Origin of the sequence: Arthrobacter ipis, assembly GCF_014694315.1 — a bacterium.
In the GTDB taxonomy this organism is placed as follows: Bacteria; Actinomycetota; Actinomycetes; order Actinomycetales; family Micrococcaceae; genus Arthrobacter; species Arthrobacter ipis.
Genome location: NZ_JAAOXD010000004.1, coordinates 499,058 through 525,531, shown reverse-complemented (window position 1 = coordinate 525,531; position 26,474 = coordinate 499,058). Strand labels below are relative to the sequence as shown.

At 66.5% G+C, this 26,474-nt stretch carries 17 protein-coding genes; 10 read left to right on the top strand and 7 right to left on the bottom strand.

What is annotated here, in order from left to right; genetic code table 11:
• Positions 1 to 36 precede the first annotated feature (36 nt).
• The 5 genes from G9E11_RS14340 to G9E11_RS14320 form a co-directional block, all read right to left on the bottom strand.
• On the bottom strand, positions 37 to 6,162 hold the full coding sequence (locus G9E11_RS14340) for an Ig-like domain-containing protein (protein ID WP_190606797.1): 6,126 nt from the start codon (positions 6,160 to 6,162) through the stop codon (positions 37 to 39).
• Between the two features lie 270 nt (positions 6,163 to 6,432).
• Positions 6,433 to 7,653: an adenylate/guanylate cyclase domain-containing protein gene (locus G9E11_RS14335; protein WP_190606794.1), complete on the bottom strand. Its 1,221-nt coding sequence runs from the start codon at positions 7,651 to 7,653 to the stop codon at positions 6,433 to 6,435.
• On the bottom strand, positions 7,643 to 8,242 hold the full coding sequence (locus G9E11_RS14330) for a PH domain-containing protein (RefSeq protein WP_190606792.1): 600 nt from the start codon (positions 8,240 to 8,242) through the stop codon (positions 7,643 to 7,645). Before G9E11_RS14330 ends, G9E11_RS14335 begins: the two co-directional genes overlap by 11 nt.
• A complete protein-coding gene (locus G9E11_RS14325) occupies positions 8,235 to 9,296 on the bottom strand; it encodes a biotin--[acetyl-CoA-carboxylase] ligase (protein WP_190606791.1) in 1,062 nt (353 codons plus the stop codon). The genes G9E11_RS14330 and G9E11_RS14325 overlap by 8 nt, the downstream gene beginning before the upstream one ends.
• A 97-nt stretch (positions 9,297 to 9,393) precedes the next feature.
• Complete coding sequence (locus G9E11_RS14320; protein ID WP_190606789.1) at positions 9,394 to 10,296, bottom strand: SDR family oxidoreductase; 903 nt, start codon at positions 10,294 to 10,296, stop codon at positions 9,394 to 9,396.
• 230 nt (positions 10,297 to 10,526) lie between these two features.
• Between G9E11_RS14320 and G9E11_RS14315 the strand changes: the two genes are divergently transcribed.
• From G9E11_RS14315 to G9E11_RS14295, 5 genes are all read left to right on the top strand, one after another.
• Positions 10,527 to 12,110 (top strand): acyl-CoA carboxylase subunit beta, encoded by a 1,584-nt coding sequence (locus G9E11_RS14315; RefSeq protein ID WP_190606787.1) that lies wholly within the window; start codon positions 10,527 to 10,529, stop codon positions 12,108 to 12,110.
• Positions 12,107 to 12,352, top strand: coding sequence for an acyl-CoA carboxylase subunit epsilon (locus G9E11_RS14310; RefSeq protein WP_190606785.1), 246 nt, complete (start codon positions 12,107 to 12,109; stop codon positions 12,350 to 12,352). Before G9E11_RS14315 ends, G9E11_RS14310 begins: the two co-directional genes overlap by 4 nt.
• 70 nt (positions 12,353 to 12,422) lie before the next feature.
• A complete protein-coding gene (locus tag G9E11_RS14305) occupies positions 12,423 to 14,123 on the top strand; it encodes a DUF885 domain-containing protein (RefSeq protein WP_190606782.1) in 1,701 nt (566 codons plus the stop codon).
• Between the two features lie 192 nt (positions 14,124 to 14,315).
• Complete coding sequence (locus G9E11_RS14300; RefSeq protein WP_190606780.1) at positions 14,316 to 15,719, top strand: dicarboxylate/amino acid:cation symporter; 1,404 nt, start codon at positions 14,316 to 14,318, stop codon at positions 15,717 to 15,719.
• Positions 15,720 to 15,827: 108 nt separating this feature from the next.
• Complete coding sequence (locus G9E11_RS14295) at positions 15,828 to 16,532, top strand: alpha/beta fold hydrolase (protein ID WP_190606778.1); 705 nt, start codon at positions 15,828 to 15,830, stop codon at positions 16,530 to 16,532.
• 58 nt (positions 16,533 to 16,590) lie between these two features.
• Here the strand turns inward: G9E11_RS14295 and G9E11_RS14290 are convergent, their stop codons facing one another.
• Positions 16,591 to 17,160: a hypothetical protein gene (locus G9E11_RS14290; protein ID WP_190607100.1), complete on the bottom strand. Its 570-nt coding sequence runs from the start codon at positions 17,158 to 17,160 to the stop codon at positions 16,591 to 16,593.
• A gap of 236 nt (positions 17,161 to 17,396) precedes the next feature.
• Here G9E11_RS14290 and G9E11_RS14285 point away from each other — a divergent pair, with 236 nt between their 5' ends.
• The 4 genes from G9E11_RS14285 to G9E11_RS14270 all read left to right on the top strand — a co-directional run bounded on the left by G9E11_RS14285 (position 17,397) and on the right by G9E11_RS14270 (position 23,284).
• Positions 17,397 to 18,131, top strand: a complete 735-nt coding sequence (locus tag G9E11_RS14285) for a TetR/AcrR family transcriptional regulator (protein ID WP_190607098.1) — start codon at positions 17,397 to 17,399, stop codon at positions 18,129 to 18,131.
• A 1-nt stretch (position 18,132) separates the two neighbouring features.
• Positions 18,133 to 20,667 carry an MMPL family transporter gene (locus G9E11_RS14280; protein ID WP_190606776.1) on the top strand — a complete coding sequence of 845 codons (2,535 nt, stop codon included), beginning with the start codon at positions 18,133 to 18,135 and terminating at the stop codon, positions 20,665 to 20,667.
• Positions 20,668 to 20,710: 43 nt separating this feature from the next.
• On the top strand, positions 20,711 to 21,370 hold the full coding sequence (locus G9E11_RS14275; protein ID WP_190606773.1) for a Maf family protein: 660 nt from the start codon (positions 20,711 to 20,713) through the stop codon (positions 21,368 to 21,370).
• Positions 21,371 to 21,472: 102 nt separating this feature from the next.
• A complete protein-coding gene (locus tag G9E11_RS14270; RefSeq protein ID WP_190606771.1) occupies positions 21,473 to 23,284 on the top strand; it encodes an acetyl/propionyl/methylcrotonyl-CoA carboxylase subunit alpha in 1,812 nt (603 codons plus the stop codon).
• Between the two features lie 71 nt (positions 23,285 to 23,355).
• Here G9E11_RS14270 and G9E11_RS14265 read toward each other — a convergent pair whose 3' ends face one another.
• Positions 23,356 to 24,768 carry an MFS transporter gene (locus G9E11_RS14265; protein WP_190606769.1) on the bottom strand — a complete coding sequence of 471 codons (1,413 nt, stop codon included), beginning with the start codon at positions 24,766 to 24,768 and terminating at the stop codon, positions 23,356 to 23,358.
• Positions 24,769 to 25,048: 280 nt separating this feature from the next.
• Here G9E11_RS14265 and G9E11_RS14260 point away from each other — a divergent pair, with 280 nt between their 5' ends.
• Complete coding sequence (locus tag G9E11_RS14260) at positions 25,049 to 26,473, top strand: MFS transporter (protein WP_190606767.1); 1,425 nt, start codon at positions 25,049 to 25,051, stop codon at positions 26,471 to 26,473.
• Position 26,474: the final 1 nt, after the last annotated feature.

The following is a 26,474-nucleotide window of genomic DNA, read 5'->3' as shown; positions in this document are numbered from 1 at the left end:
GTCGTAGTTGTGCGTGTAGCGGTTAATGCGCAAGGTCTACCGTTGCGGCATACCTGAGGGCGGGTTTCCGCCGAGCGAGGTAGTGTTCCCACGTGCGAAGTTGCCGGCGGCTGGTCCGGAAGTCAGGTGGTACCAAACGCCGGAGGGGTTCCGGGACGTCTTGCTCCACACCACGTAGTAGTCCGCCCTGGCCGTGATGCCGGTGTCGAACCACCTGCCCGGGCTGATGCATTGGTCAGGGTTGGCATCGCGGTAGCTGTCGGTAAAGCGGCTGGGCTCTGTACAGGTACGGACAGGCGTCGCCTGAATGTTCCAGGACGTCGGCGGTGGCGGAGTCGGATCAGCCCCCGAGGTGGCTACTGCAGAACCCGCCAGTCCGCAGTCCTTGTCCCCGTCAGTGCCGTTGCAAGCACGGACCTGGAGCTTATGACTCTGGTTCCAGCCTCCGGCGTTGCGGCTGTACTGCCGGTCCAGACCCACCGACTTGAAGCCGGTGCCGTCGTAGTCGACCTCGTACCGGTTGATGACTCGGCCGTTGTTGTTGGGCTGGTTCCAGGTCCAGTGAACCTGCAGGTCGCCCGTGCCTGATTTGCCACCGGTAACCACCGGAGTAGCGGGCCGACCGTAGGGCACACCTGAGCCGATTACCTTGCCATCACCTGAAATGTTGTTCTTGGTGGAGTAGGCAATGATGTTTACCGTGACCTTCTCCCCGTTCGGCTGCCCGTAGATGGTACCGCCGGGGGCATTGATGGGACCGGACCCGTACGCCGTGGACCAGCGGTAGCCAATCTCTGATGCCTGGGACCCGTTTCGTTGGGCCTGGGTCAGCGGAGTGAAGGCGACCTTCAGCTGGCCGGTGCTTCCAGTCGGCCAGACGCTCCCGCCATTTACCGTACCGGGCTTTCCCGCAGCCCGGATGGGAGCGGACTGCGCACTGGTTCCGGATGTTCCTGCCTTGTTGGTGGCCGAGACGGTGAACGCGTAGTCGGCCTCGGAGTTGGGCACCGTCACGTTAAGGGATGTCCCTGACGCCACCCGCTGGCTCTTGAGCACTGTTCCGGCGCGCAGGGTGGTGAGTGTGTACGCGGAAACGGCGTCTCCGTTGTTGTTCGGCGCCGTCCAGCTGACCTGCAACTGGCTTTGATCGCCCACCGGTTGGGCACCCGTAACGCTTGGGGCAGCCGGGGTTACGGGAACGCCTGCCGGGACCTCGGCCGCCGAGTACGGGCTCCATTCCGACGGGTCTTTGGCATCGTTGCGGGCCAGGACGCGCACCTTGTAGGCCACGCCGTTGGTGAGGCCCTTCCAGAGGTAATTGGTGGAGGTCAGGGTCTGGATTTGCGGGTTCTGGCCGCTGGGGGCGGGCGAGATTTCAAGGTCGTAGGACGTGATCGGAGAGCCCTTGCTGGCGGGCGCTTTCCAGGCAATCGAGAGTTGCTTGTCGCCAAACTTCAGTGCGGGAGCCAGCGGCATATCCGGCTTGACGTCGGGCCGGACCTCGGCCGACACCGGTGACCGGTCGGATTCGCCGAAGTCATTCGTCGCCGTCACCTGGAAGTGGTACTTCGTGTTGTTCACGAGGTTGCTCAGCGTGCAGGAGTTCGCCGGGCAGTCCTGTTTGTAGCCGCCTTCGCCGTACACCGTGTAGTTGGTGATCGGTGAACCCCGGTCCGCCGGCGCTGTCCAGTTCAGCAGGGCCGAGCGGTCGCCGACGCTTTGCGCCTGGGGCGTCGTGGGCGCGAGCGGCTTGTCCTTCACCGTGAGCCTGATCCGTGCTGTGGCCTGACGGGACGGCTCCCCGGTCTTGTCCACGACCGTATACGCCACAACCATGGTGCCCGAGTATCCCGGTGCGGGAGTGACAACGACGTGCCCGCCTTCGACGGCGACGTCTCCCGTTCCGGTCTCCGCGGTCGCCGCCACAATCTTCAGCGGCGTCTCAGGAAACGGGTTGGCGTCGTTGGACAAAACGTCCATACTGACCGGTTTACCTGCGGCGGCGTTTTCTTCCACGTCGTCATTGGCCACCGGCTTGGCCCGGTTGGTCGCCGTAACGGCGAGCCGGAACGTGGCGGTGGAGTCAAGGCCGCGCGGGTCCTTTGCCTTCACCTGTACGGCTCCCCCGTCGCCGGGCCGCAAGCCGTCCTTCGCCGAAACGTTCAGGGACGCGCCGTCGATGGCCACGTTGAAGCCTTGGGGAACTGCGCCGGCGATCTCGTACTTCATGTTGGCGGCGTCGTCGCCATCCGGATCGGTGGTCAGTTTGGCCAGGTCCGCGGCGGCGGGGTCACCCAACGGAACATCCACCGCGCCGCCGAGCAGTACCGGCGGGTTGTTCCGGTTCGGGTCGGGAAGCACCTTGGTGCGGATGCTCAGCGTGGACTTGAGCCCCGCGGGGTCATCAGGTCCGGTGCCATCGGTCACCTCAAAGGTGATGGACCCGGGGCCCGCGTAGTCCCTGTCCGCCGTGTACCTGACAGCGGTGCCGTTGCCGGCCACGGGGTTGCTGCCGTCCGCACCGATGAGCTTGATCCGGTCGGCCTGGGTCAGCCGGGGCGAGCGGCCGTCCCGCACCTTGACCCACTCGCCGAGGTCTGCGGTTACGGACTGGCCCGCCACGACTTCAAGGACCTCGTCCTTGGCCAGGGTGGGTACCTGCTGGCCGAGGCCAGGCACCCAGATGATAGCGGTGGACTTCTGGCCATCCACGTCCTCAACCGTGTAGGGCACGAGCTGTGCCTGCCCGGTCAGTTCCACGATCACGTTTCCGTCGGTGCCTGGACGCGCGGTCTCGGCGGTACTGCCGATCTTGAGGTTTTCGCCCACCCCGTCCGGGTCCTCGTCGTTCTTGAGGACGGGGACATCGACGGCGGTCTTGCCGAGCGTCTGCGCGGAGGTCACCCGGTCGTCCCGGGCGATCGGTGCCTGGAGCGGAACGTTGCTGTCCACCACCATCCGGATGGCTGCCTGCGCCGAAGCTCCACGTTCGTCGGCCACCGTGTAGCGGACGTTGACGGTGCCTTCGATGGCCGGAGCCTGCAACAGGATGCGGCCGCTTTGCTTGCTGACAGTGGCCTTCAACGCGGCATCGGCTTCGATGCCGCCGCTGACAATTCTTACCAGGTCCCCGTCCGGATCGGTGTCGTTGCCGGCCGCGTCGACGGCGATCTGCCGCCCGGGCCGGACCTTGACCTGATCGTCCACCGGCGTGGGCTTTTGGTTGGTGTCGCTGCGCGGTGCGATGCCGACGGTGACGGTGCCGGTGTTCACGGCGCCCTGCCGGTCGACGGCCTTGTAACGGAACGTATCGGTCCCGGCACCGTTGCCGGCCGCGACGAAGTCGATGAAGCTGCTGCCCGCCGTCGCGGTGCCCATGCCGGGCGTGCTGTCGATGCCCGTCAGTTGGACGGAGTCGCCGTCGGGGTCAATGCCGTCCAGCGGCACCGGGATGCGCACCGTACCGCCAGCCACCACCCGGGCGGTCAGGTTCCTGGGCTGCGGCCGGGAGTTTTCGGCACCCTCCAGCGGCAGGATGTGGATGGTGACGGCGGCGGCGCTCTTCTGGCCCTGCGAATCCACGGCGTTGTAAATGGCGCGCACGGTCCTGGGCTGGCTGCCGGCGATAAAACGGAGTGTGTTCTCGGAGACGAAGCTCTTGCCGTCCTCCGCCGGGACGGCCTGCGGCAGGACGGGGTCAACTGTCAGCTTTTCGCCCTGCGGGTGCGTGTCGTTGTCCAGGACGGGGATGGTCACGACGTCGTTGACGCGGACGTTGACTTCATCGGGCTTGGGCTGCGGCGCCTCCACCACAGCCGGGGCGGGAACAGGCACCACCGAGACGCTTCCCGTGGCTGAGGATTTGCCGTTGGACATCGTGTAGCGGAACAGGAAGGGATCCTTGGTGCCGGCGATGTCGGTGATCCGCAGAACACTGTGGTCGATCACGCTTACCGACGCCGTGGCGTTCTCCGGCACCGCAACGGACTGCAGCACCAGGACGCCCCCGGAGGGGTCCGAGTCGTTGGCCAGCGGGTCCAGCAGGACGCTGCCGCCAACCGGAAGGAGCGCCACGTCGTGGACGGCGACGGGATTTCCTGAGTCCTTGCCGGATTCCACATCAACCCGGATGAGGCCCTGGCTGCTTTGCGGTCCGTTGCTGGCCAGGTATGTCAGGTACACCGGTCCCGGCGTGCGGCTGCGGAAGGTGAAGGTGCCGCCGTCGGTGACCGGGCCCAGTTCTGCGCCTCCGCCGGCTTCCACCTGGGCGAGGCGCAGCGCGCCGCCGTTGGGGTCGACGTCGTTCTTTAGCGGCGCGATGACCAGGTCCTGGCCCACCACCGCGGTGACGTGGTCGGCGTTGACCACGGGAGCGAGTGCGCCCGGCGGCTGGACGTTGACCACCACCTTGCCGGTGGTGGTGGCACGGCCGTCCCAGACGGACACGGTGACGATTTTCTTGCCGGCCGAGGCGCCGGAGTCCTGGAAGGTGAGCAGGCCGTCACGGCGGACCTTGACCTGGTCCTGCTCATTGTCGGCCGTGGCTGACATCAGGACGAGGTCGTCGCCGTCGGGATCGACCCAGTCGGTCAGGATGTTCTGGCTGACGGTCTTGCCCTGCTCCACGAGGAGTGTGGTGGGGTCCCCGCGTTTGAAGGCCGGGGGCCGGTTCTCGTCCGGGCCCACGACGCTCAGGTTGACCTTGCCGCCGGCCGAGAGCCCGCGGCCGTCCGCCGCGGTGTAGTCGAAAGTTTCGGTTCCGGGCGCAGCGTCGGCCGGAACCGTGATCTGGAAGGCGGACCCGCCGTAGATGCTTTCGATGGTGCCGGCGCGCGGCCCTTCTGCGCCGAGCGAGGCGGTCAGGACGTCGCCGTCGGGGTCGGAGTCGTTGTCGAGGACGCTGAGGACAGTGGTGCGGCCGGGCCGGACGCCGACGACGTCGGGTTTCGTTTCGGGGGGACGGTTCGGCTTGGTGCGGTCGGGCAGGACGTTGATGGTGTTGTCGTCTGCCGACTCCGCGTCCGGGTCGTCAGCCTGGTTCTTGGGCGGGACAACGTCGTCCCAGTTGTTGACCAGCTGCATGTTCTGGTTGACCAGCCACACGTTTCCCGAGTTCACGTCGTTAAGGACCACCAGGTCCCGGTTGACCCGGAAAACGTAACTGGGCGAGGCGCTGGCTTTGGGCACGGGCACGTTCTTGTTGTCCGCGTTATTCGCACAGTCCCGGACGTACTTGTTGGCACCGGACCATGCCGCGTGGACGCAGCCGCCCCGCTGCACCGGCGCCGCCGGCACCCCCTGGCCGCCGAACGTCACGGCCTTCGCGGCGGCACCGTTCAGCGGCTGCCTGAGGAGTGCCTTGCCGGTGGCCACGGCCACGGTGTCGGACGCCGGGCCCGGCTGCTGGAGCTTCGCCTCCCGCGCGTCCGCCAGCGGCACCTCGCGTCCGCCGGGCAGGAACAGTTTTCCGGCGGCTGCATCCAGGACCACAGCCTGGTCCCCCACGACCGAGATCTGGAGGTTCCCGGCGCCCTTCAGCCCGTCCCACGTGCTGGACTCGGTGTCTGTGGCTGCCCCCGCGGCGTCCACCGTGGTCACGGTCACCTGCCCCGTCTTCGGATCCGCGGAATAGATCCGGTCATCGGAGCCGACGGCGGACACCAGCCCTTCGGAACCCGCCACAGCGGGCTCACTGGACTCCTCATCGAAGGCGTTGACCGTCGACGGGGACATCGCCCACACCTTCCCGGCGGCAGGGTCGGTGACCGAGATGGTGTCGGCGCCGAAGCTCACCTGCGCCGAGCCGGGAAGCTGTTTATCTCCGCCGAGCCTCATATTGGCAGCGGACACCTGGTTCAGGGTGGAGCCGGATTCGTCGTCGACGAATACCTTCCCGGCGTTCTGCAGGACATCGAACGTGGTGCTGGCCGGGGTCACCGCGCCGTCAAGGACCCGCGAGGGGTAGTTGAGGCGGCCGACGGCGTTCCGGGCCTTGCTGACCACCCAGACGCCGCCGTCGTTAAGGTCAACCTCGGTTGTCTTGAACCCCGGGTAGATCACGGCACCGGCCACCAGCGCTGCAGCAGCAGCGGAAAAGACGGTTCCGGTGACGATCTTGTTGCGGCGGTTCCTCAGCCCCAGCTTGCCGAACAAAGTTGACACAGCGTTATTATTCCCCTGAAAATCACAGCCGCCTGAGCGCGACCTGCTAGCCCCTGATGTTCATCAGCGGCCGGTGAGATTCCGCCACTCCCCCGTAGAGACGCCGGAACAATTCTGAGCCTCGACTATTACATGGGCGCTGGCGGCTTGTCCAAGAACAGCCGCCGAGGCCGTCCGTTACCCGCAAGCCTACCCGCGCCGTCCTGTACCCGCGATGGGGAGGACTGCCCACGCTGCCTCAGTCCAGGACCGGGCCCTTGGCCAGGGATCCTAGTCCAGGACCAGGCCCTTGCCCCGTCCCCGCGCCAGGGTGACCGGCTGGATCTCCCCGAATCCCCGGACGTTCTCCACGTCCTGGGGAATGAGCACGAACCGCTCGTCCTGGTCCAGCGCCGCCGCCGTCATCGAGTCAACCAGCACGGTCCCCGGATCGGCCAGCGTGGTGAGGCGGGCGGCAAGGTTGACCGTGGGCCCGTAAATATCGCCCAGGCGGGAAAGGATCCGCCCCCAGACCATGGCGACCCGCGCCTCGGGCAGGATCTCATCCCGGGTGAATGCTTCGGCCAGGGCAAGCGATATTTCGGCGCCCGCAGCCGGTGTCTCAGCGATGTAGAGGACTTCGTCGCCCACGGTCTTTACCAACCGGCCACCGCCCACAGAGATGATCTCCGCGCATTTGTTCTCGAAACGCTGTACCAGCTTGGCGAGCGTCTTCTCGTTCATGCGCCTTGACAGGCTCGTGTAGGACACCAGGTCGGCGAAGCCAACGGCACGCGCCAACGGAAGCGGCGCATCGTCCTCGTCGCCTTCGCGGCCCTCCTCGCTGGCCTGCAGGCCGGCTTCGGCCCGGACAGCCAGCCGCTGCACACCGGCATTGAGCTGACGCCGCCAAGAGTAGACAAGCATCTCCTCGAGGGGATCCACCAAGGCAGGCAGTTCATGGACCAGCCGCTTGCGGGCCTGGGCGTCGGTAAGCCCCTGTTCGTGGACCATGTCCTCAACCAGGGCCTCGATCTGCCACACCACCATGCGGTCCGTCATCTGCCCGATGGCACGGGTGACCGAGATGGCAGCCTCCTCGGTGAGCTTTCCGTTCCGGACCATGCCCACCGCCGTGGACAGGGCTGCCTGGTCCCGCTCCGTGAATGCGACGTCGTCGTCACCGAAGTTGGGGAAGCCGAGTGCCCGCCACAGTTTGCGCGCCGAGAGCAGCGACAGGCCCACACCGCCCGCCACCTCGCGGCGGCGCAGCTTGCGTTCCCCGCCCAGAAGCCTCGTTTCGAGACTCTTTGCCGCTACGCGCTCCGCGGACACGGTACCGGTGGCCGGATTTTCGACGACGGCGTCCGTCACCTCCCGGTGACCGCTGTCCTGCGCGCCAGACTCGTCTGCGCCAAACCCGTCTGCGCCAGCCTGGTGGGTGCCAAACCCGTCTGTGCCGGCCTCGTGGGTGCCTGTCTGCTGGGCGCCGCGCTGATCCTCATCGTTCATCTCTTCCACCTTCTCTCACATCCCGCGGAAACCGGGCGCCGGGCTCATCCGGCGCCTGACCCAATCCAAATGGTTCGTCGTCCGGAAGCTCATCAAGGGCGTCCAGCAAGAACCTGTGGAAGGTGGCAACTTCCGGCACATCCTTCAGCACGTTGCCGAAATGGTGCCCGGCATCCAAGGATATATTCCCCGAACGCAACATCCGCTGGAGCATCGACTGGCTGATTGTGACATTACGCACCGAGGCCAGGAAAACCTGCCGGTCCCGGCGCCGGAGCATGCCGTAGCGCGCCAGGACCCGCTGGCTGGTCAGGACATACCTGGTCGTCTGCCACCGCAGCAGCCTGGGCAGGCAATACCCCAGAAGGATCCACAGGCCGGCCAGCACACAGCCGGCCACCGCCCAGAACGTCCCTTCCCTGGTGATGGCCGGGGCAAGCGCGGACAGGCCGCCGCGGACGATCCACGCGCTTGCGAATGCGGCAAGGGCGGGCACCACAATGAAAACCACCGCCGGGACGAACAGCACCCTGGGCTGCGGGCGGGTCACCACGATGACCTGCTCACCCGGGAGGAGTTCTTTACGCATAACCGCTTTCGCCGGACCCCTGCTGGTCAGAACTGTGCTCCGCGGAGCTGTGCATGTCAGAGCTGTGCAAGTCAGAGCTGTGCTTCCCCGCGCCGTGCTTGGCAGCCCCATGCTTCTCCGAGCCCTGCGGGGACCACGGCCGCAGGTGGACCACATCCCCGGCAGTCACCACGTGCTCGTGGGAAGAGGCATCCACCACCAGCAGGGAGCCAGAGTCATCAAGCCGGGATGCGTGGCCGATGATTTCGTGGTCGCCGGGAAGTTGGGCGCGGACCTGCTGGCCGAGGGTGACCATCGCCGTTTCAACGCGCTTGTGCAGCGACGGCCCGCCGGCCAGGCCGGCCGTGGCATCGCCGTCGGCATTGCAGAAGCTGTGGTAGAGCGTGCAAAAACGGGAGAGATAGCTCTTGAGGAGCGCCGTGCGGTCCACTGTTCCGGCACCCTGCAGCTGGACAGACGTGGCAGTGGGCACCGGCAGCTCATCCTCGGTGAGCGTGACGTTCAGCCCGGTGCCCAGAATGACAGGCGGCACCGATCCGTCGCCGAGGGGGCCGAGCTGCGCGAGGATGCCGGCGACTTTTCCGCCGCGCACCAGGACATCATTCGGCCATTTCAGCTCAGCCGGGATTCCCGCCGTCTCATCCAGCGCATCGCGCAGAGCGACGGCGGCCAGGAGGGACAGCCACGAGTAAGTCTGGGTGGGCAGGGGGCGGCCGTCAGCATTGACGGGCCGCAGCACCAGTGAGACCAGGACGGAGCTTCGGGCGGGCGCTTCCCACGCCCGGTCCAGCCGGCCACGGGCCGCAGTTTGATGCTCCGCCGTCAGGACTGCCAGATCGGGGCAGGCCTGGGGATCGACGGTCACGGCCCGCAAAAGGTCGGCGTTGGTGGACCCGGTTGTCTCCACAACCGTCAGTTGTGCGATGCCGGTGGAGGCGAGGAAGTTGGCGTCGGACAGGGCTTCCCGGTCCAGGGCCGGCCGCTCGGGCAGGACCCCCGCTCCGGTCAGGTTTTCCTGCTGTCCACGGTTATCGTCAGGGCGTGCGGCATCCATAGTTGAATCCTAGCGACTCGCCGGGCCGCGCGGCCGGGAAGGCCCGTGGTGAGAAGCCGGCTCACAGGAAGATGCCAGTTAACAGCGCGACGTCAGCTCACAGGAAGATGTCGGGGACCAGGTCCGCCTCGGCAGCCCCCAGGCTGTAGGGCGTGAAATCCGTGACGCCGGCGGCGGCCAGGACCTGCTCGTCCGTGTAGAAGTTGCCGCTGTTGATGGTGCCGGCAGTGGCGTTGCCGGTACGCTCAGCAGTTCCGGTGAGCACGGCATGGGCTGCGTCGGCCATGATTTCAGGGCCGCGGGCAGCGCGGACCATTGACTCACCGCCGGCCATGTTCCGGATGGCGGCCGTATCGATCAGGGTCCGCGGCCACAGCGAGTTGACGCAGATGCCGTCGTTCCTGAGCTCCTCGGCAAGACCCAGGGTGGTCAGGCTCATGCCGTATTTGGCAATGGTGTACGCCAGGTGCCGGCCCGCCCACTTCGGGTCGAGGTTCAAGGGCGGCGAGAGCGTGAGGATGTGACCGCCGGAGGATTTGCGCAGTGCGGGAAGCGCCAGCTTGGAGAGCAGGAAAGTGCCGCGGACGTTGATGTCCTGCATGAGGTCGTAGCGCTTCATGTCCACCGTGTCCGTACGCGAAAGGTCGATCGCGGAGGCGTTGTTGATGACGACGTCGATTCCCCCGAATCGGCCGACGGCTGCGTCCACGGCGCGCGCGACGTCGTCGTCCCTCCTGACGTCCCCCACCAGCGGGAGGGCACTGCCGCCGGCGGCCTCCAGTTCTTCTGCGGCGCTGTAGACAGTGCCCTCGAGCTTTGCGTGCGGCTCTCCGGTCTTGGCGAGCAGCACAACGTTGGCGCCGTCGCGCGCCGCCCGCCGGGCGATGGCCAGGCCGATGCCGCGGCTTCCTCCGGACATCAGGATGGTCCGGCCCTGAAGGCTGCCGGTGGCCCGGTAAGGCGTGGCCGGAACAGGGTAGGCGTCGCTGCTCGAAGTCATAGGGACACTCTAGCCGCACTTTGCTACCCGAGAGTAACATCGGAACTTCCGTCGGCGCCACGGACTAAAATTGTAGGAACCCTACAGCGGTCCCGGCAATTTGCGTCACTAGACTAGCCATCAGGGCCTTGGACTTGTACGGATGCTACTTAAACCGGCAGCCAGGGCCCGCGTCACGCTGCCGCAGCAGAACAGCCACAGCACAACAGCTACAGAGCCGGAGACACTTCATGAGCCACGATCTGACCACGACGGCGGGAAAGATTGCCGATTTCCGCGACCGCCAGGCCCGTGCTGAGCAGCCGTCCGGCCCTGAAGCCATCGAGAAGCAGCATGCGCGCGGCAAGAACACTGCCCGCGAGCGCATCGACCTGCTCGTGGACGAAGGCTCCTTCGTGGAGTTCGACGCCCTGGCGGTCCACCGCTCCACCGCCTTCGGCATGGAGAAGAAGAAGCCGCTCGGCGACGGCGTCGTGTCCGGTTACGGAACTGTGGACGGCCGGCTGGTTGCCCTCTACAGCCAGGACTTCAGCGTCTACGGCGGCTCCCTGAGCCAGGTCAACGGCGAAAAGATCGTGAAGGTCCAGGAGTTTGCGCTGCGCAACGGCTGCCCGGTGGTGGGCATCAACGACGGCGGCGGAGCCCGGATCCAGGAGGGTGTTGCCTCGCTGGCCATGTTTGCGGACATTTTCCGCAACAACGTCCACGCTTCCGGCGTGGTGCCCCAGATCTCCCTCATCATGGGCCCGTGCGCCGGCGGCGCAGCCTACTCCCCCGCCCTGACCGACTACGTGGTCATGGTGGACAAGACCTCCCACATGTTCATTACCGGCCCTGATGTCATCAAGACCGTCACCGGCGAGGACGTGGACATGGAGACCCTCGGCGGCGCCCGGCAGCACAACGCCACCACCGGCACCTCCACCTACCTGGCCTCCGACGAGTCCGACGCCATTGAGTTCGTCCGGGAACTGCTGGACTTCCTGCCCTCCAACAACCTTTCCGAGGCGCCGGCGCAGGAGCACCAGCAGGAGCTGGAGCTCGACGACGACGACCTCACCCTGGACACGCTGATCCCGGACTCTGCGAACCAGCCCTATGACATCCGCAAGGTCATCGAACAAATCGTCGATGACGCCCACTTCCTGGAAATGCAGTCGCTCTACGCTCCGAACGTGATCATCGGCTACGGCCGAGTCGAGGGCCATACGGTGGGGATCGTGGCCAACCAGCCGCTGCAGTTCGCCGGCACCCTGGACATCTCGGCCTCCGAAAAGGCGGCCCGCTTCGTCCGCCACTGCGACGCGTTCAACATTCCGATCATCACCCTCGTCGATGTCCCGGGCTTCCTGCCCGGCAAGGACCAGGAGTTCCAGGGCATCATCCGCCGCGGCGCAAAGCTGCTCTACGCTTACGCCGAAGCCACCGTGCCCAAGCTGACTGTGATCACCCGGAAGGCCTACGGCGGCGCGTACATCGTGATGGGCTCCAAGAAGCTCGGCGCTGACCTGAATCTTGCGTGGCCCACCGCCCAGATCGGCGTGATGGGCGCGCAGGGCGCCGTCAATATCCTCTACCGGCGCGATCTCGCCGCCGTTGCCGAGGCCGGGGGCGATGTAGAGGCCAAGCGCGCCGACGTCATCCGGCAGTACGAGGAAGAGCTGCTCAACCCGTACCAGGCCGCAGAGCTGGGCTACGTTGACGCCGTCATCGCGCCCTCGGACACGCGGCTGCAGATCATCAAGGGGCTGCGGGCGCTGCGCGACAAGCGTGCGAGCCTGCCCACGAAGAAGCACGGAAACATCCCGCTGTGAGCGCCCAGAATCCGGCTGTTGACCCGGCCGAAACGGTCGGGCCGGCCGCGGCCCTGTTCTCCGTCACCAAGGGCGAACCGACAGCCGAGGAGCTGGCGGCGCTTACCGCCGTCGTGCTTTCCCTGGGTTCCGCTGCAGCGGCCGGCCCGTCGAAGCCCACCACACGCCACTGGGTGCGGCGGCAGCAACTGCGGCTGGAGCCGACGCCGGGTCCGGGCGCCTGGAAGCGAAGCCGGGGCTAACACCCCACCGCCCTCTAATAAAAGTTCAGTAAGTCTTTCATAACCGGAACCCCGCGGTTAGTCTCGTGGGGTGACTACAGAATCTGCCGCCCCGGCGCGCCCCCAGACCGCCATCGACGCCGTCGCCGACGCTTACACCGACACACTCGTCGCCCTGGATCCGAGCCTGGCCACCACGCTCGGCATCCCGGGGCACGACACCGAGTTCCAGGACTTCTCCCCTACCGGACTCGGAAGGTTCGCCGCAGCGGAGCGAAAGACCCTGGAGGCCCTCGAGGGGCTGGAACCCGTTGACGACGTCGACGCCGTCACCCTCGATGCCCTGCGCGAACGCCTCGGCCTCCAGCTGGAGATCCACGACTCGGGCTGGGACCTCGCCGAACTGAACAACATCGACTCCGCGGCGCAGAACATCCGGTCGATCTTCGACCTCATGCCCACGGACACCGAGGAGCAGTGGGCGAACATCGCCGGCCGCACGCACAGCGTGCCGGCGGCCATCAGCGGCTACATCGAGTCCTTGCGAACTGCGAAGGACAGCGGCAAAGTCTCGGCACGGCGCCAGGTGTCGATCGTGATCGAGCAGACCACCAAATACGCCGCCGAGGACGGCTTTTTCGCGAAGCTCGCCGCCGATGCCAAAACACCGGGCGGCCCCCTGCCGGCGGAACTGCAGGAGAAGCTCGACGCCGGTGCTGCCGCAGCCCGGGCGGCGTACGCCGGACTGGCCGCCTTCCTCAAGGAGGAGCTGCTGCCCGTGGCGCCGGAGAAGGACGCCGTGGGCCGGGAACGCTACGCCCTGGCCTCGCGGGTGTTCCTCGGTGCCGCCGTCGACCTCGAAGAAACCTACGCCTGGGGTGTTGAGGAGCTCGACCGGATTATTGCCGCCCAGGAACAGGTAGCCGGGCAAATCAAGCCGGGCGCCTCCATTGCGGAGGCCAAGGAGATCCTCAACAGCGACTCCGCCCGCCGGCTCAAGGGAACGGATGCCCTGACGGCGTGGATGCAGGAGCTGTCCGACCGTGCCGTCTCCGACCTTGCAGGCATCCACTTCGAGATTCCCGATGTCATGAAGACCCTTGAATGCCGGATCGCCCCCACTGACGAGGGCGGCATCTACTACACAGGACCGTCGGACGACTTCAGCCGGCCGGGGCGCATGTGGTGGTCAGTGCCCGCGGGTGAGGACACGTTCACCACCTGGGCCGAGACCACCACCGTGTTCCACGAGGGTGTGCCCGGACACCACCTGCAAATCGCCACCGCCGTTCACCGGCGCGAACTGCTCAACAGCTGGCGGCGCAACGTCTGCTGGACCTCGGGCCACGGCGAGGGGTGGGCCCTCTATGCCGAGAAGCTGATGGAGGAACTCGGCTACCTCAAGGATCCGGGCGACCACATGGGCATGCTGGACATGCAGCGGATGAGGGCTGCCCGGGTGGTGTTCGACATCGGCGTCCACCTGGAACTCGATGTTCCCGCACGCTGGGGAACGGGCACCTGGACACCGGAGAAGGGCTTCGACTTCCTCAAGGCCAACCTGGACATCAGTGAGGGCAACCTGCAGTTCGAGTTCGCACGCTACCTCGGCTGGCCGGGCCAGGCCCCGTCCTACAAGGTGGGCCAGCGCCTCTGGGAGCAGATCCGAGCGGAGCTCGAAGCCCGGCCGGATTTCGACCTCAAGGCCTTCCACACCAAGGCCCTCAACATCGGCTCCGTTGGCCTCGACACCCTCAAGCGCGCCATGCTCGACGGGCAAGAGCACCGCTGATGAGCCCGTCGAAAGCCCCTGAGGGGGCCGGTGCGGGCGAGATGTTTGCCACATCGTCCGACGGAATAACTTCATAAAAGTCCCGCATGGCGCCGTTTTTACGGGCACCATGCGGCGGGCGGCCAGCCAAGGCGCGTAACATTTCTCAATATCGAGTGGAAGCTGTATTTTATACGCCCTAATTTGTTTCGGGTGAGCAATCAAACCACTTCATCCACGGCCGGGCGTTCCGGCTTCCAGCTGCCGCGGTGGGCAGGCTCCTTCGGGTTCCAGATCATCGCCGCCCTGATCGTCGGGCTGGGCCTCGGCCTGCTGGCCAAGTACACCGGCAGCACCAAGACCAACCCCAACGGGCTGGGCGCCACGCTGCAGACGATCGGCTCCAGCTATGTGTCGCTGCTGCAGACCGCCGTCGTGCCGCTGATCTTCACCGCCGTGGTGAGCTCCATTTCCAACCTGCGTGAGGTCTCCAACGCGGCGCGGCTCGCCTGGAACACGCTGCTGTGGTTCGCGATCACGTCCCTGGTCGCCGTGCTGATCGGCATCGGCCTGGGCGTGCTCCTGCAGCCGGGCGCAAACACGGGCATCGCCGGCGACGCGGAGTACGACGGCAAGCAGGGCGACTGGTGGGCATTCCTCATCGGCCTGTTCCCCAAGAACTTCCTGGGCCTTGGCGCCAGCTCCACTGTCACCGACTCCGGCGCCGTGACCACGTCCGTCAGCTTCAACGTCCTGCAGATCCTGGTGATCGCCATCGCCGTCGGTGTTGCCGCCCTGAAGGTGGGCAAGCAGGCCGAGCCGTTCCTGGCCCTGAACGCCTCTGCGCTGGCCGTCATCCAGAAGGTGCTGTGGTGGATCATCCGCATCGCGCCGCTGGGCACCGTGGGCCTGATCGGCAACGCGGTGGCCGTCTACGGCTGGGACACTATCGGCTCGCTGGGCAAGTTCACCGTTGCCATCTACATCGGCCTCGCCTTGGTGCTGTTCGGCGTCTACCCGGCCCTGGTCCGCTCCCACGGCCTGTCGGTCCGGCAGTACTTCTCCGGCGCATGGCCGGCCATCCAGCTCGCCTTCGTTTCCCGTTCCTCCATCGGTACGCTGCCGCTGACCCAGCGCGTCACCGAGCGCAACCTCGGCGTTCCCCGGGGCTACGCCTCCTTCGCCGTTCCGCTGGGCGCCACCACCAAGATGGACGGCTGCGCGGCAATCTACCCGGCCGTCGCCGCGATCTTCGTGGCCCAGTTCTTCGGAATCCAGCTCGACTTCAGCCAGTACCTGCTGATCGCGCTGGTCTCCGTCCTGGGGTCCGCTGCGACGGCGGGAACCACCGGCGCCGTCGTCATGCTGACGCTGACCCTCTCCACGCTGGGACTGCCGCTGGCCGGCGTCGGACTCCTGCTGGCCATCGACCCCATCCTGGATATGGGCCGCACGGCGGTCAACGTGGCCGGCCAGGCACTCGTGCCCACCATCGTGGCCAAACGCCAGGGCATCCTCGATGAAACCCTCTACAATGCACCTCACACCGGTGAGGCCTTCCGCGAGGAAGAGGCACCCGCCGCCGTCGAGCGTGAGCTGGCTGTGTCCAAGGCCTGACCTTGGCAAGAAGGCGTGTGCCCCGGGGTTCATCCCCGGGGCACACCCATTTAAGACCGGCCGCCCAAATGGGTCCCCGGCGGCAGGCAGCAAGGGTAGGGTACCGGCATGGACATCATTCTGGTTCCCGGTTTCTGGCTCGATGGTTCATCCTGGTCCGGGGTCACTCCCCCGCTGGTGCAGGCGGGCCACCAGATCCATGCTCTGACCCTCCCGGGGCTCGAGGCGAAGGACGCCAACCGGACCGGCATCGGGCTCCGTGACCACATCAACGCCGTGGTGGAGGCCATTGACGGCATTGAGGGCCCGCTGGTCCTCGTCGGCCACTCCGGCGGAGGCGCCATCATCCACGGCGCCGTGGACGAACGGCCGGACCGCGTGGTGCGGGCTGTCTACGTGGACAGCGGACCGCTCGGGGAAGGCGGGGTCATCAACGATGAGCTGCCGGCTGAGGGTGATGAGATCCCGCTGCCCTCCTGGGACGTGTTCGACGACGCCGACCTCACCGATCTCGACGACGGGCTGCGGGAAGCATTCCGCGCGCGGTCCATCCCGCAGCCCAAGGCCGTGGCCTGCGACAAACAGCACCTCCACGACGTACGCCGCTACGAGGTCCCGGCCACGGTGATTGCCTGCGAGTTCCCCACATCCCTGCTGACGGAGTGGATGGACGCCGGGCACCCCTACGTTGAGGAACTGGCCCGCATCCGCGATGTTGAACTCGTGGACCTTCCCACCGGACACTGGCCGCAGTTCACCAAGCCGGCGGAGCTCGGAGCGGCGATCCTCGCCGCCGTCGAGCGGACAAACTGACGGACCATCCCCACCGGCGTGACCGGGCCGCAGCGGCCTCCGGGCCTGCCGATTAGGCCTAGCGGCCGCCGATCACACCCTTCCCGACCGCTTTGGTGACGGCGTCGGCTTCGGCCTGCGTAAGTGTGCCGTCCTTCACCGCCTGATCCAGCCGGCCTTTCAGGGCAGCCGCCCGGTCCGTCTGCGCCTGGATGCGGAGTTCCTCCAGTGCGGCCTTGACATTGGCCTCATCCATCCCCAGCGACTTGGCCAGCGAGGCTGCCAGTGCCGCTTCCTTAGCTGCCTTGTCCGGCTTGGTGCCGTCGGCGCGGCGGCCGGGCGGGTGGTTGGCCTGGCGGTAGGCCCGCAGGGCGTCCGCCAGCTTGGCCTGGTCCACGCCGAGCTTGGCCGCGAGCGCCGCGGCATCCCCCTTGAGGACCCCGTGACCACGTCCATGGCCATGCCCATGCCCGTGCCAGCCGTCGTCGAAACGCAGTTCGTCAGTGGGACCGCTGGATGGGCTGCTGGGCGTGGGGGTAGGCGTGGGAGTGGCTGTTGTGGTGGCTGCCATTCCGGTGACACCGAATCCGGCGCCAAGTGCCAGGGCAGTCGCGCCCAGTCCGAGGGCCACTTTCTTCGAACGCTCCATGGTCTGCTCCTCGATCCACCGGCCTTGAGGCATCATTGCCGCCGTGCCGGCCACGACAACAGGATGCACCCTCCTCCTCAAGAACTGCTTTCGTCCGACTGTGAAGACGCTGTGAATATTGGTGGCTAAGCTGTGAGGCTTCCAAGCACTTGCGCACAGTGCAAAATTGCACGTAGTGTAACCGAGTGCCCACTTCCAGTTCTTCCTCTACGGCGTCGACTTCGTCGTTTGCTCCCGTGCCGACCGACGCCGGCGGACCCGTTTCCCGGCGCGAGCTGAACAAGGCTGCCACCCGGCAGGCCATCACCGGCTCCACGCTTGCCCTCCTGCGGCAGCACGGCCCCGGCAACTTCACGGTCGAGGACATTGCAGAAGCGGCTGGCATCTCACGCCGGACCTTCTTCAATTACTTCAGCAGCACGGAAGCCGCCATCGCGTCGGTGACCCACGGCTTCCTGGACAGCGCCCTTGAGCAGTTCCGCCGGCGTCCCGCTGACGAACCAATCCTCGAATCCGCCCGCGCCGCGTTGGTGGCACTGGCCGATCCCATGACGGTGGCGCCGCTGGCCGAGCTGTTCGGCCTGACCCAGGGCAATCCGCTCATGGCCCGCTCCGAGCTTGAGGCCTGGGACCACTGCACCGAGCAGATTGTTGCTGCCGCCCGGGAGCGTTCCCCGCAGGGCCCCAGGACTGAACAGGGTACCGGGAGTGAACAGGGCACCGGCGCCGACCAGGGCGAGCTCTACGTCCGGGCCCTCGCAGGTTCGGTGGTCTCCTGCGGCAAGGCGGCCATGGACGTGTGGTTCCGCCGCTGCGGCCCGGACCTCTCCCCCGAGTCGCTGGCGATCCTCCGGCAGCTGCTCATCGATTCGATGGGGCTCCTCGGATCGGGTTTCGCCGGGCCGGCATCGGATCCCCCGTCGGATGAATCTTCCGCCAAACCGTCCACCCGCAACGCAGAACGGTCCTGACATGGCACTTCTCCTGTACCGCCTCGGCAAGTTTTCCTACCGTCACCGGTGGCTCGTCGTCTCGCTCTGGCTGGCGGTCCTGCTGGCAGTCGGCGGCGCAGGGGCAGCCTTTTCCGGCGCGCTGTCCAACAACTTCCAGATTCCGGGCACGGAAACCCAGCAGATGGCCGACAAGCTCCAAAAGGAGCTGCCGGCGTCATCCGGCGGCTCGGCCGGGGTTGTCTTCCAGGCAAATGACGCCACGTTCAGCCAGGCGGGCAAGGACGCGGTGTCCGCTGCCCTGACCAAGCTCAAGGCCCTCCCGGACGTCCGGGGAACCGTCGACCCGTTCGCCACGCAGGCCCAGCTGGACAAGGCCGCCGGGGATCTGTCCGCCGGCGAGGCCAAGGCAACCGCGGGCAAGGCCGCACTGGAGAAGGCCGCAGGCGATCTGGCCGCCGGCAAGGAACAGCTGGCCGCGGCCGAGGCGCAGATGACCGCTGCCGGACTGCCGCCGTCGGCCATCGAGGCCCAGCTGGGGCAGCAGAAGGCCGCCCTGGCCGCCGGCCAGGAAAAGCTCGACGCCGGCACCAGGGAAGCGGAGGCCGGCGCGGCCAGGCTGGAGCTGGCCAAGCGCCAGGTCGAGGCTTCGCAGGGTTTGCGTTTCGTCTCTGAGGACGGCAAGGCGGCCATTGCGCAGGTCCAGTTCAAGACCTCCATCAACGGGCTGGATCCCAAAGTGCGCCAGGAAGTCCAGGACATCGTGCAGGAGGTCTCCTCGGCCGGCGTTACCGCGCTGCCCAGCAAGGAAATCAGCGAGGACGTCTCCGAGATCTTTGGCGTGGCTGAGATCATCGGCATCGGCGTGGCGGCACTGGTCCTGATCATGATGCTCGGGACGCTGGTGGCCGCCGGGCTGCCGCTGCTGATGGCAGTGATCGGCGTGGCGGTGGGTGTTGGCGCCACCATGGCACTGAGCGGCCTCATTGACATGAGTTCCATTTCCCCGATGCTAGCGCTCATGCTGGGCCTCGCCGTCGGCATCGACTACTCGCTGTTCATCGTCAACCGCCACCGCGGGCAGCTGCTGGCAGGCATGGACGCGGAGGAGTCGGTGGCCCGTGCCACCGGAACCTCCGGCAATGCCGTGCTCTTTGCCGGCCTGACGGTCATCATCGCCCTCGCGGCCCTGGTGGTCCCGGGGCTTCCGTTCCTGGGGGTCATGGGCGTGTCCGCGGCCGGCACCGTCGCGGTTGCCGTCCTCGTCGCCCTGACGCTGACGCCGGCGATCCTCTCCTTCATGGGCAGGAGACTGATCTCCAGGCGGGCCTGGGCCAAGGCCGAGAAGCACAACGCCGATCCCAACCGTGAGGCTGAGGACCGCGCCAAGGACGAACACCGCAGCAGCCACGGCTGGGGCGGACTGGTCACCAGGCACCCGGTTCTGGCCCTGCTGGCCGGGGTCCTGGCGCTGGGCATTGTGGCGCTGCCCGCTGCCCAGCTGCGGCTCGCCCTGCCCGACGGCGGCTCGGAACCTGCCGATTCCCAGGCCTTCAAGGCGTATGACGCCACCAAGCGCAGCTTCGGCGAAGGCATGACGGGACCGATCATCGTGGTGGGTGATTTCCCGGACGGCCTGAGCGAAAGTGAAGCAACGGCCAAGCAGCTGGACGTTGCGGACATCCTGCGCAAGACGGAAAACGTGACCGCAGTCATTCCGGTGGCACTGAGTGCGGACCGCGGGACGGCGGTGTTCCAGGTCATCCCGAAGGAAGGACCGGCGAGCGCCAGCACCGTCAACGTGGTCTCCGGCATCCGCGCCGAGAAGGCCAACATTGAGGACTCCACCGGAGTCAGCATCGGACTCACGGGCCAGACGGCAGGCAACATTGACGTTTCCACGAAGCTGGGCGACGCCCTGCCGTCGTACCTGGCCATCGTGGTGGGGCTCTCGCTGATCCTGCTGCTGCTGGTGTTCCGCTCGATCGTGGTGCCGTTGCTGGCGACCGGCGGCTTCCTGCTTTCCCTTGCGGCCGCCTTCGGTGCCGTGGTGGCGGTGTACCAGTGGGGCTGGCTGGGTGCGGTGTTCGGCGTCGACAACCCCGGCGCCGTGCTGAGCTTCCTGCCGATCATCCTGATCGGCGTCCTGTTCGGGCTGGCCATGGACTACCAGGTGTTCATCGCCTCGGGCATGCGTGAGTCCTTCATGCACGGCGAGTCCGCGAAGCACGCCGTGCGCTCCGGCTTCAGCCACGCTTCCGCGGTGGTTACCGCCGCCGCCATCATCATGGTCAGCGTCTTCGCGGGCTTCATCTTCTCGCATCTGAACATGGTCCGGCCGCTCGGCTTCGCGATGGCATTCGGCGTGCTGGTTGACGCTTTCGTGGTGCGGATGACGATCGTTCCGGCCGTCATGTACCTCCTCGGCGAGAAGGCGTGGTGGCTGCCGCGCTGGCTGGACCGCATCCTGCCGGACGTCGACGTGGAAGGTGCGAAGCTCGGCAGCCACGCACCAGCCGCCGGGGCGGCCGAGCCCGCGGAGGTCGGCGCGCGCTAGGAGGTTCCCGCCCGCAAAAAAAGGGATGAATTAGGCTGGAGCCGTGACCCGCCTCATCCTTGCCTCCCAGTCCCCCGCCCGCACCAAGCTCCTGACTGAGGCCGGCATCGAACACGAGGTCCTCGTGTCCGACGTCGACGAGGATGCCGTGCAGGCGCGCTACGGCGTCACCGATCCGCACGACACCGCCCTGCTCCTGGCCCGGGCCAAGGCCGAGGCCGTTGCGTCGCTGCCGGAAGCCGAGGGGGCCCTGGTGCTGGGCTGCGATTCCGTCTTCGAGTTCGCCGGTGAGTCGCACGGCAAGCCGTACACCGTGGACGTTGCCCGGCAGCGGATGCTGCGGATGAGCGGCAGCAGCGGGGTCCTGCACACCGGCCACTGGCTGGTGGACTGCCGCGACACGGACGACGACGGCGGCTCCGGCGCCACGCTGGGCAGCGTCGCTTCCGCTGAGGTCCATTTCATGGAGATGGAGATCGCGGAGATCGATGCCTACATCGCCACCGGCGAGCCACTGCACTGCGCCGGCTCCTTCACCATCGACGGCCTGGGCGGCGCCTTCATCCGGAAAGTCGACGGCGACCCGCACGCCGTCGTCGGACTGTCGGTATCCACACTCCGTTCCCTGCTGGCCCAGGCGAACGTGAGCATCACCGAGTTCTGGCAGGACCTGCCGGACTCGGCAATTCCCGGGGAGTTGTAGCTTTCCTACAAAGGCCGGGTCTCTAACCCGCGGATTCCGCCAGTAATATCGGCGGAATCCTCAAAATCAGGCTAGGCTCCCTGAAGGAAAGAAGGAGACGCCTTGTCAGTAAAGCCGGAGCAGTCCGCAGGTCCAGTGCATTCAAAAATCACCAAGGTTCTGATCGCGAACCGCGGTGAAATCGCCGTCCGCGTCATCCGCGCAGCCCGGGACGAGGGCATCGCCTCCGTCGCCGTCTACGCCGATCCTGACCGGAACGCCCTCCACGTCCGGCTCGCCGACGAAGCGTATGCCCTGGGCGGGAACACTGCGGCCGAGTCCTACCTCGTGATGGACAAGCTGATCGAGGTGGCCCGCCAGTCCGGCGCCGACGCCATCCACCCCGGCTACGGCTTCCTGTCCGAGAACGCCCAGTTCGCTGCCAAGGTCATCGACGCCGGCATCACCTGGATCGGCCCCTCGCCGGAATCCATCTCCGCCCTGGGCGACAAGGTCCAGGCCCGCCACATCGCCGAGAAGGTGGGCGCCCCGCAGGTCCCCGGCACCGCGGACCCCGTTGAGTCCGCCGAGGAAATCCTGGAATTCGTGGACAAGTTCGGCCTGCCCGTGGCCATCAAGGCCGCCTTCGGCGGCGGCGGGCGCGGCATCAAGGTGGCCCGCACCCGCGAGGAAATCCCCGAGCTGTTCGATTCCGCCGTCCGCGAGGCCACGGCCGCCTTCGGCCGCGGTGAGTGCTTCATTGAGAGGTTCCTCGACGCCCCCCGCCACGTTGAAACCCAGTGCCTCGCCGACGCCCATGGCAACGTGGTGGTGGTCTCCACCCGCGACTGCTCACTCCAGCGCCGCAACCAGAAGCTCGTGGAGGAGGCCCCGGCCCCCTTCCTGACGGCGGAGCAGAACCTGCGCCTCTACGAATCGTCCAAGGCCATCCTGAAGGAAGCCGGCTACCTCGGCGCCGGAACCTGCGAGTTCCTCGTCGGCCAGGACGGCACCATCTCCTTCCTCGAGGTCAACACCCGCCTGCAGGTGGAGCACTGCGTCTCCGAGGAGGTCACCGGCATCGACCTGGTCCGGGAGCAGTTCCGCCTGGCCTGCGGTGAAGAACTGGGCTACGGCGACCCCGAGGTCCGAGGCCATTCCTTCGAGTTCCGCATCACCGGCGAGGATCCGGGCCGCAACTTCATGCCCGCACCGGGCACCGTGAGCACCCTGAAGAACCCCACCGGCCCCGGCATCCGCATTGACTCGGGCATCGAAGAGGGCGACGTTATCAGCGGCAACTTCGACTCGATGCTGTCGAAGCTGATTGTCACCGGAGCGAACCGTCCGCAGGCCCTGCAGCGCGCCCGCCGAGCCCTTGAGGAAATGGTGGTGGAAGGTATTCCCACCGTCATCCCCTTCGACCTGGCCGTGGTCAGCAACCCGGCGTTCGCGCCGGCCGAGGGTCCGTTCAGCGTCCACACCCGCTGGATTGAAACCGAATTCGTCAATGACCTTCCCGCCTGGACGCCCAACGGCGCCGCACCGGAGGGTGAGGACGCCGCTGAGCGCCGCACCGTGGTGGTGGAAGTGGGCGGCAAGCGCCTCGAGGTGGCACTGCCCGCCGGCCTCGGCTTCGGCGGGGCCGCAGCGGCCGGCGCGAAGCCGGCCAAGTCCAAGAAGCGCAGCCGCACCGGCGGCGCCGCCGCCGCGGCGGGCGGCAACGCCCTGACGTCCCCCATGCAGGGAACGATCGTAAAGGTGGCCGTGGCCGACGGCGACGTCGTCGCCGAAGGTGATCTCGTCGTCGTACTGGAGGCGATGAAGATGGAGCAGCCGCTCACGGCACACCGCGCCGGCACCATCACCGGCCTGTCCGCCGCGGCGGGCCAGACGGTGGCAGCAGGCGCCGTGATCGCGACGATCGAAGACTAAAGCTCTTCAGCACATGAAAATGCCCGGTGTGATCCACCGGGCATTTTCATTGATGCATCTAAAGCTGAAAATCAGGCCACGTTGTTCTCGTAGTCCGTGTTCTTGGTTTCGCGGGTGATCCACAGCGCGATGAACGTCAGCACGGCGGCGGCTGCCATGTAGACGCCGACGAGCCAGGTGCTGCCGCCGGTCGCCTGCCACAGGGCAATGGCAATGAATGACGCCGGAGCGGCGCCGATGACGCTGGAGAGGTTGTACGCGACGGCCGAGCCGGTGTACCGCACGTTGGACGGGAACAGTTCCGGCAGGATCGCCGCCATCGGGCCGAAGGTGAGGCCCATCAGCGTGAAGCCGACGATGAGGCCGACGATTGCCGCTCCTGGGCCGGGGCCGAACATGGTGAACCAGAGCGCGCCGAACACAAAGATGCCTGCGGTGACGCCCATGAGGAACTTGCGGCGGCCCCACTTCTCGGCCAGCGGGCCGGACACGAGGGTAAAGATTCCGAAGAAGACGACGCCGAGGATGAGCATCCAGAGGAAGTCACCGCGGGAAACACCCAGGCCGGGAACGAAGCTGGCAATTTCGGCGGCGGACATCGGCTTGCCGGCCTTCTCCGCGGCGGCCTGGGCGGCCTCAACGGAGGCGGGCTTGGTGCCGTAGGTCAGCGTGAAGGAGGTCATGATGTAGAACAGCACGTAGGTGGCCAGCATGATGAAGGTTCCGGCCAGCACCGGGCGCCAGTGGTTCTTGAAGGTTGCCGCGAACGGAACCTTTGCCACTTTGTCTTCCTTCAGGACCTTCTGGAACGAGACACTTTCCACGAGCTTGAGGCGCACATACAGGCCCACGATCACCAGGACGGCGCTGAGCAGGAACGGAACCCGCCAGCCCCAGGCCGCAAATTCCTCCGGGCTGAGAGCAGCGTTGAACCAGATGAAGAGCAGGTTGGCCAGGATGAAGCCAATGGGGGCACCGAGCTGCGGGAACGTGCCGTAGATGGCGCGCTTGCCTTCGGGGGCGTTCTCCGTGGCCAGCAGTGCCGCGCCTGACCATTCACCGCCGAGCGCAAGCCCCTGGGCAAAGCGCAGCAGCACCAGCATCAGCGGCGCGAGGACGGTCCAGCCCGCCACGGAGGCGGTCGGCAGCAGCCCGATGAAGAACGTGGCCAGGCCCATGGTGAGGAGGGAGGCAACCAGGGTGCCCTTGCGGCCGAACTTGTCGCCGAAGTGTCCGAACAGGACCGAGCCGATGGGCCGGGCGACGAACGCGACGCCGAAAATAGCGAAGGAGCTCAGGAGGGCGTTGACCTCCGTGGCCTGGGGGAAGAACAGCTTGGGGAAGACCAGCACCGACGCGGTTGCGTAGATGTAGAAGTCATAGAACTCGATCGTCGTTCCGATGAGGCTGGCAAAGATCACTTTGCCCTTGGAGTTCACCGGTTTGGCGGTGCCATGTTCCGTTGACGTTGCAGGCGATGACATGTGGGGACGCTTTCATGAGAGCTGGACGGACCTCGCTCGGAAGCCCCTCCAAACATGGGGATAAAACAGAGTTCAATCTTAGTTCCCGCCGTCCACGCAACGGACAAGCGGTCCAGTATTCGGACTTCCAAAGTTGTCTCAGCATGAGGTCGTCCTGCAAGCCTAACGCCGCCCGAAGCGGGCTGATAGGCAAATGTCACAGCACGTTAACAAACGGCGACCGTCTGCGAAACGCGCCATCCCTACCTTGGAAGGACACCATTCCCCAAGGAGGTATACCGTGACTGCTGACCGCACCGCAGACGCCGGAACCCACAATTCCCTCGATCTTGCTGCCGCCACCACCACCGAGGCACCCGCCCTTGAAGAGCGTCCCGGACGCTGGATTGCCAATTGGGACGCCGAGAACAAGCAGCAGTGGGAATCCCAGGGCCGCTCGATCGCGCGCCGCAACCTCAACTGGTCCATCTTCGCCGAGTTCCTGGGCTTCGTCGTCTGGCAGCTGTGGTCCATCGTGGTGGTCCAGCTCCCCGCCGCAGGATTTACGTTCAGCACGTCCGAGATCTTCTGGCTGATCTCCATGCCGAGCCTCGTCGGCGCCACGCTCCGGATCCCCTACACATTCATGGTTCCGCGCTTCGGTGGCCGGAACTGGACCATCGTCTCGGCCCTGCTGCTGCTGATCCCCTCCACCGGGCTCGCACTGTGCGTCTCCAATCCGGAGACACCGTTCGGCGTCATGCTGTTCGTGGCGGCCCTTGCAGGCTTCGGCGGCGGCAACTTCGCCAGCTCCATGGCCAACATCACCTTCTTCTACCCGGCCCGTGAAAAGGGCTGGGCGCTGGGCCTGAACGCCGCCGGCGGCAACCTCGGCGCAGCCGTGGCACAGCTCGCTGTCCCGATCGCCATCACTCTGCTGGCTGCCGGTACCGTCAGCCTTCCCGTCGCCGGCCTCATGTGGGTTCCGCTCATCCTCCTGGCGGCCTTCGGCGCCTACAAGTACATGAACAACCTCACGAGCGCCAAGGGCGACGTGGCCGGATCCCTGGCAGCGATCAAGGAACCCCACCTGTGGGTCATGGCGCTGCTCTACATCGGAACGTTCGGCTCCTTTATCGGCTTCGCCGGTGTCTTCCCCAAGCTCATCAAGGACTACTTCCCGGCCTTCTCCTCCATCTCGGTCGGCGCAGTGGCCCTTTCCCTGGCCTTCCTCGGCCCGCTGGTCGGCTCGCTGGCCCGCCCGTACGGCGGCCGCATGGCTGACCGCATGGGCGGGGCCCGGATGACAGTGTCAGCCTTCGCCGCGATGGCCGTCATCACGCTGACGATGATCTGGACGCTGCCGCTGAAGAACTTCTGGCTCTTCCTGGTGCTGTTCCTGATGCTGTTCACCGCCAGCGGCTTCGGAAACGGCGCCACGTACCGCATGATCCCGGTGATCTTTGCGACGTCCAGCCGTGCGGCCCGCTCCGGAGCCAGCTCGGTGCAGACCCAGCGCCTGGCGTCCTCCGCGCTCGGTCTGATCTCCGCCATCGGGGCCTACGGCGGCTTCGTCATCCCGCAGGTGCTGAACGCCTCCAACACGGCCAGCGGCTCCTACACCCCGGCCTTCTACGGCTTCGTCGGAGCGTACGTCCTGATGCTGGCCGTCTGCTGGTTCTGCTACATCCGCAACGCCAACCGAAACGCGATGGGACACGTCTAAC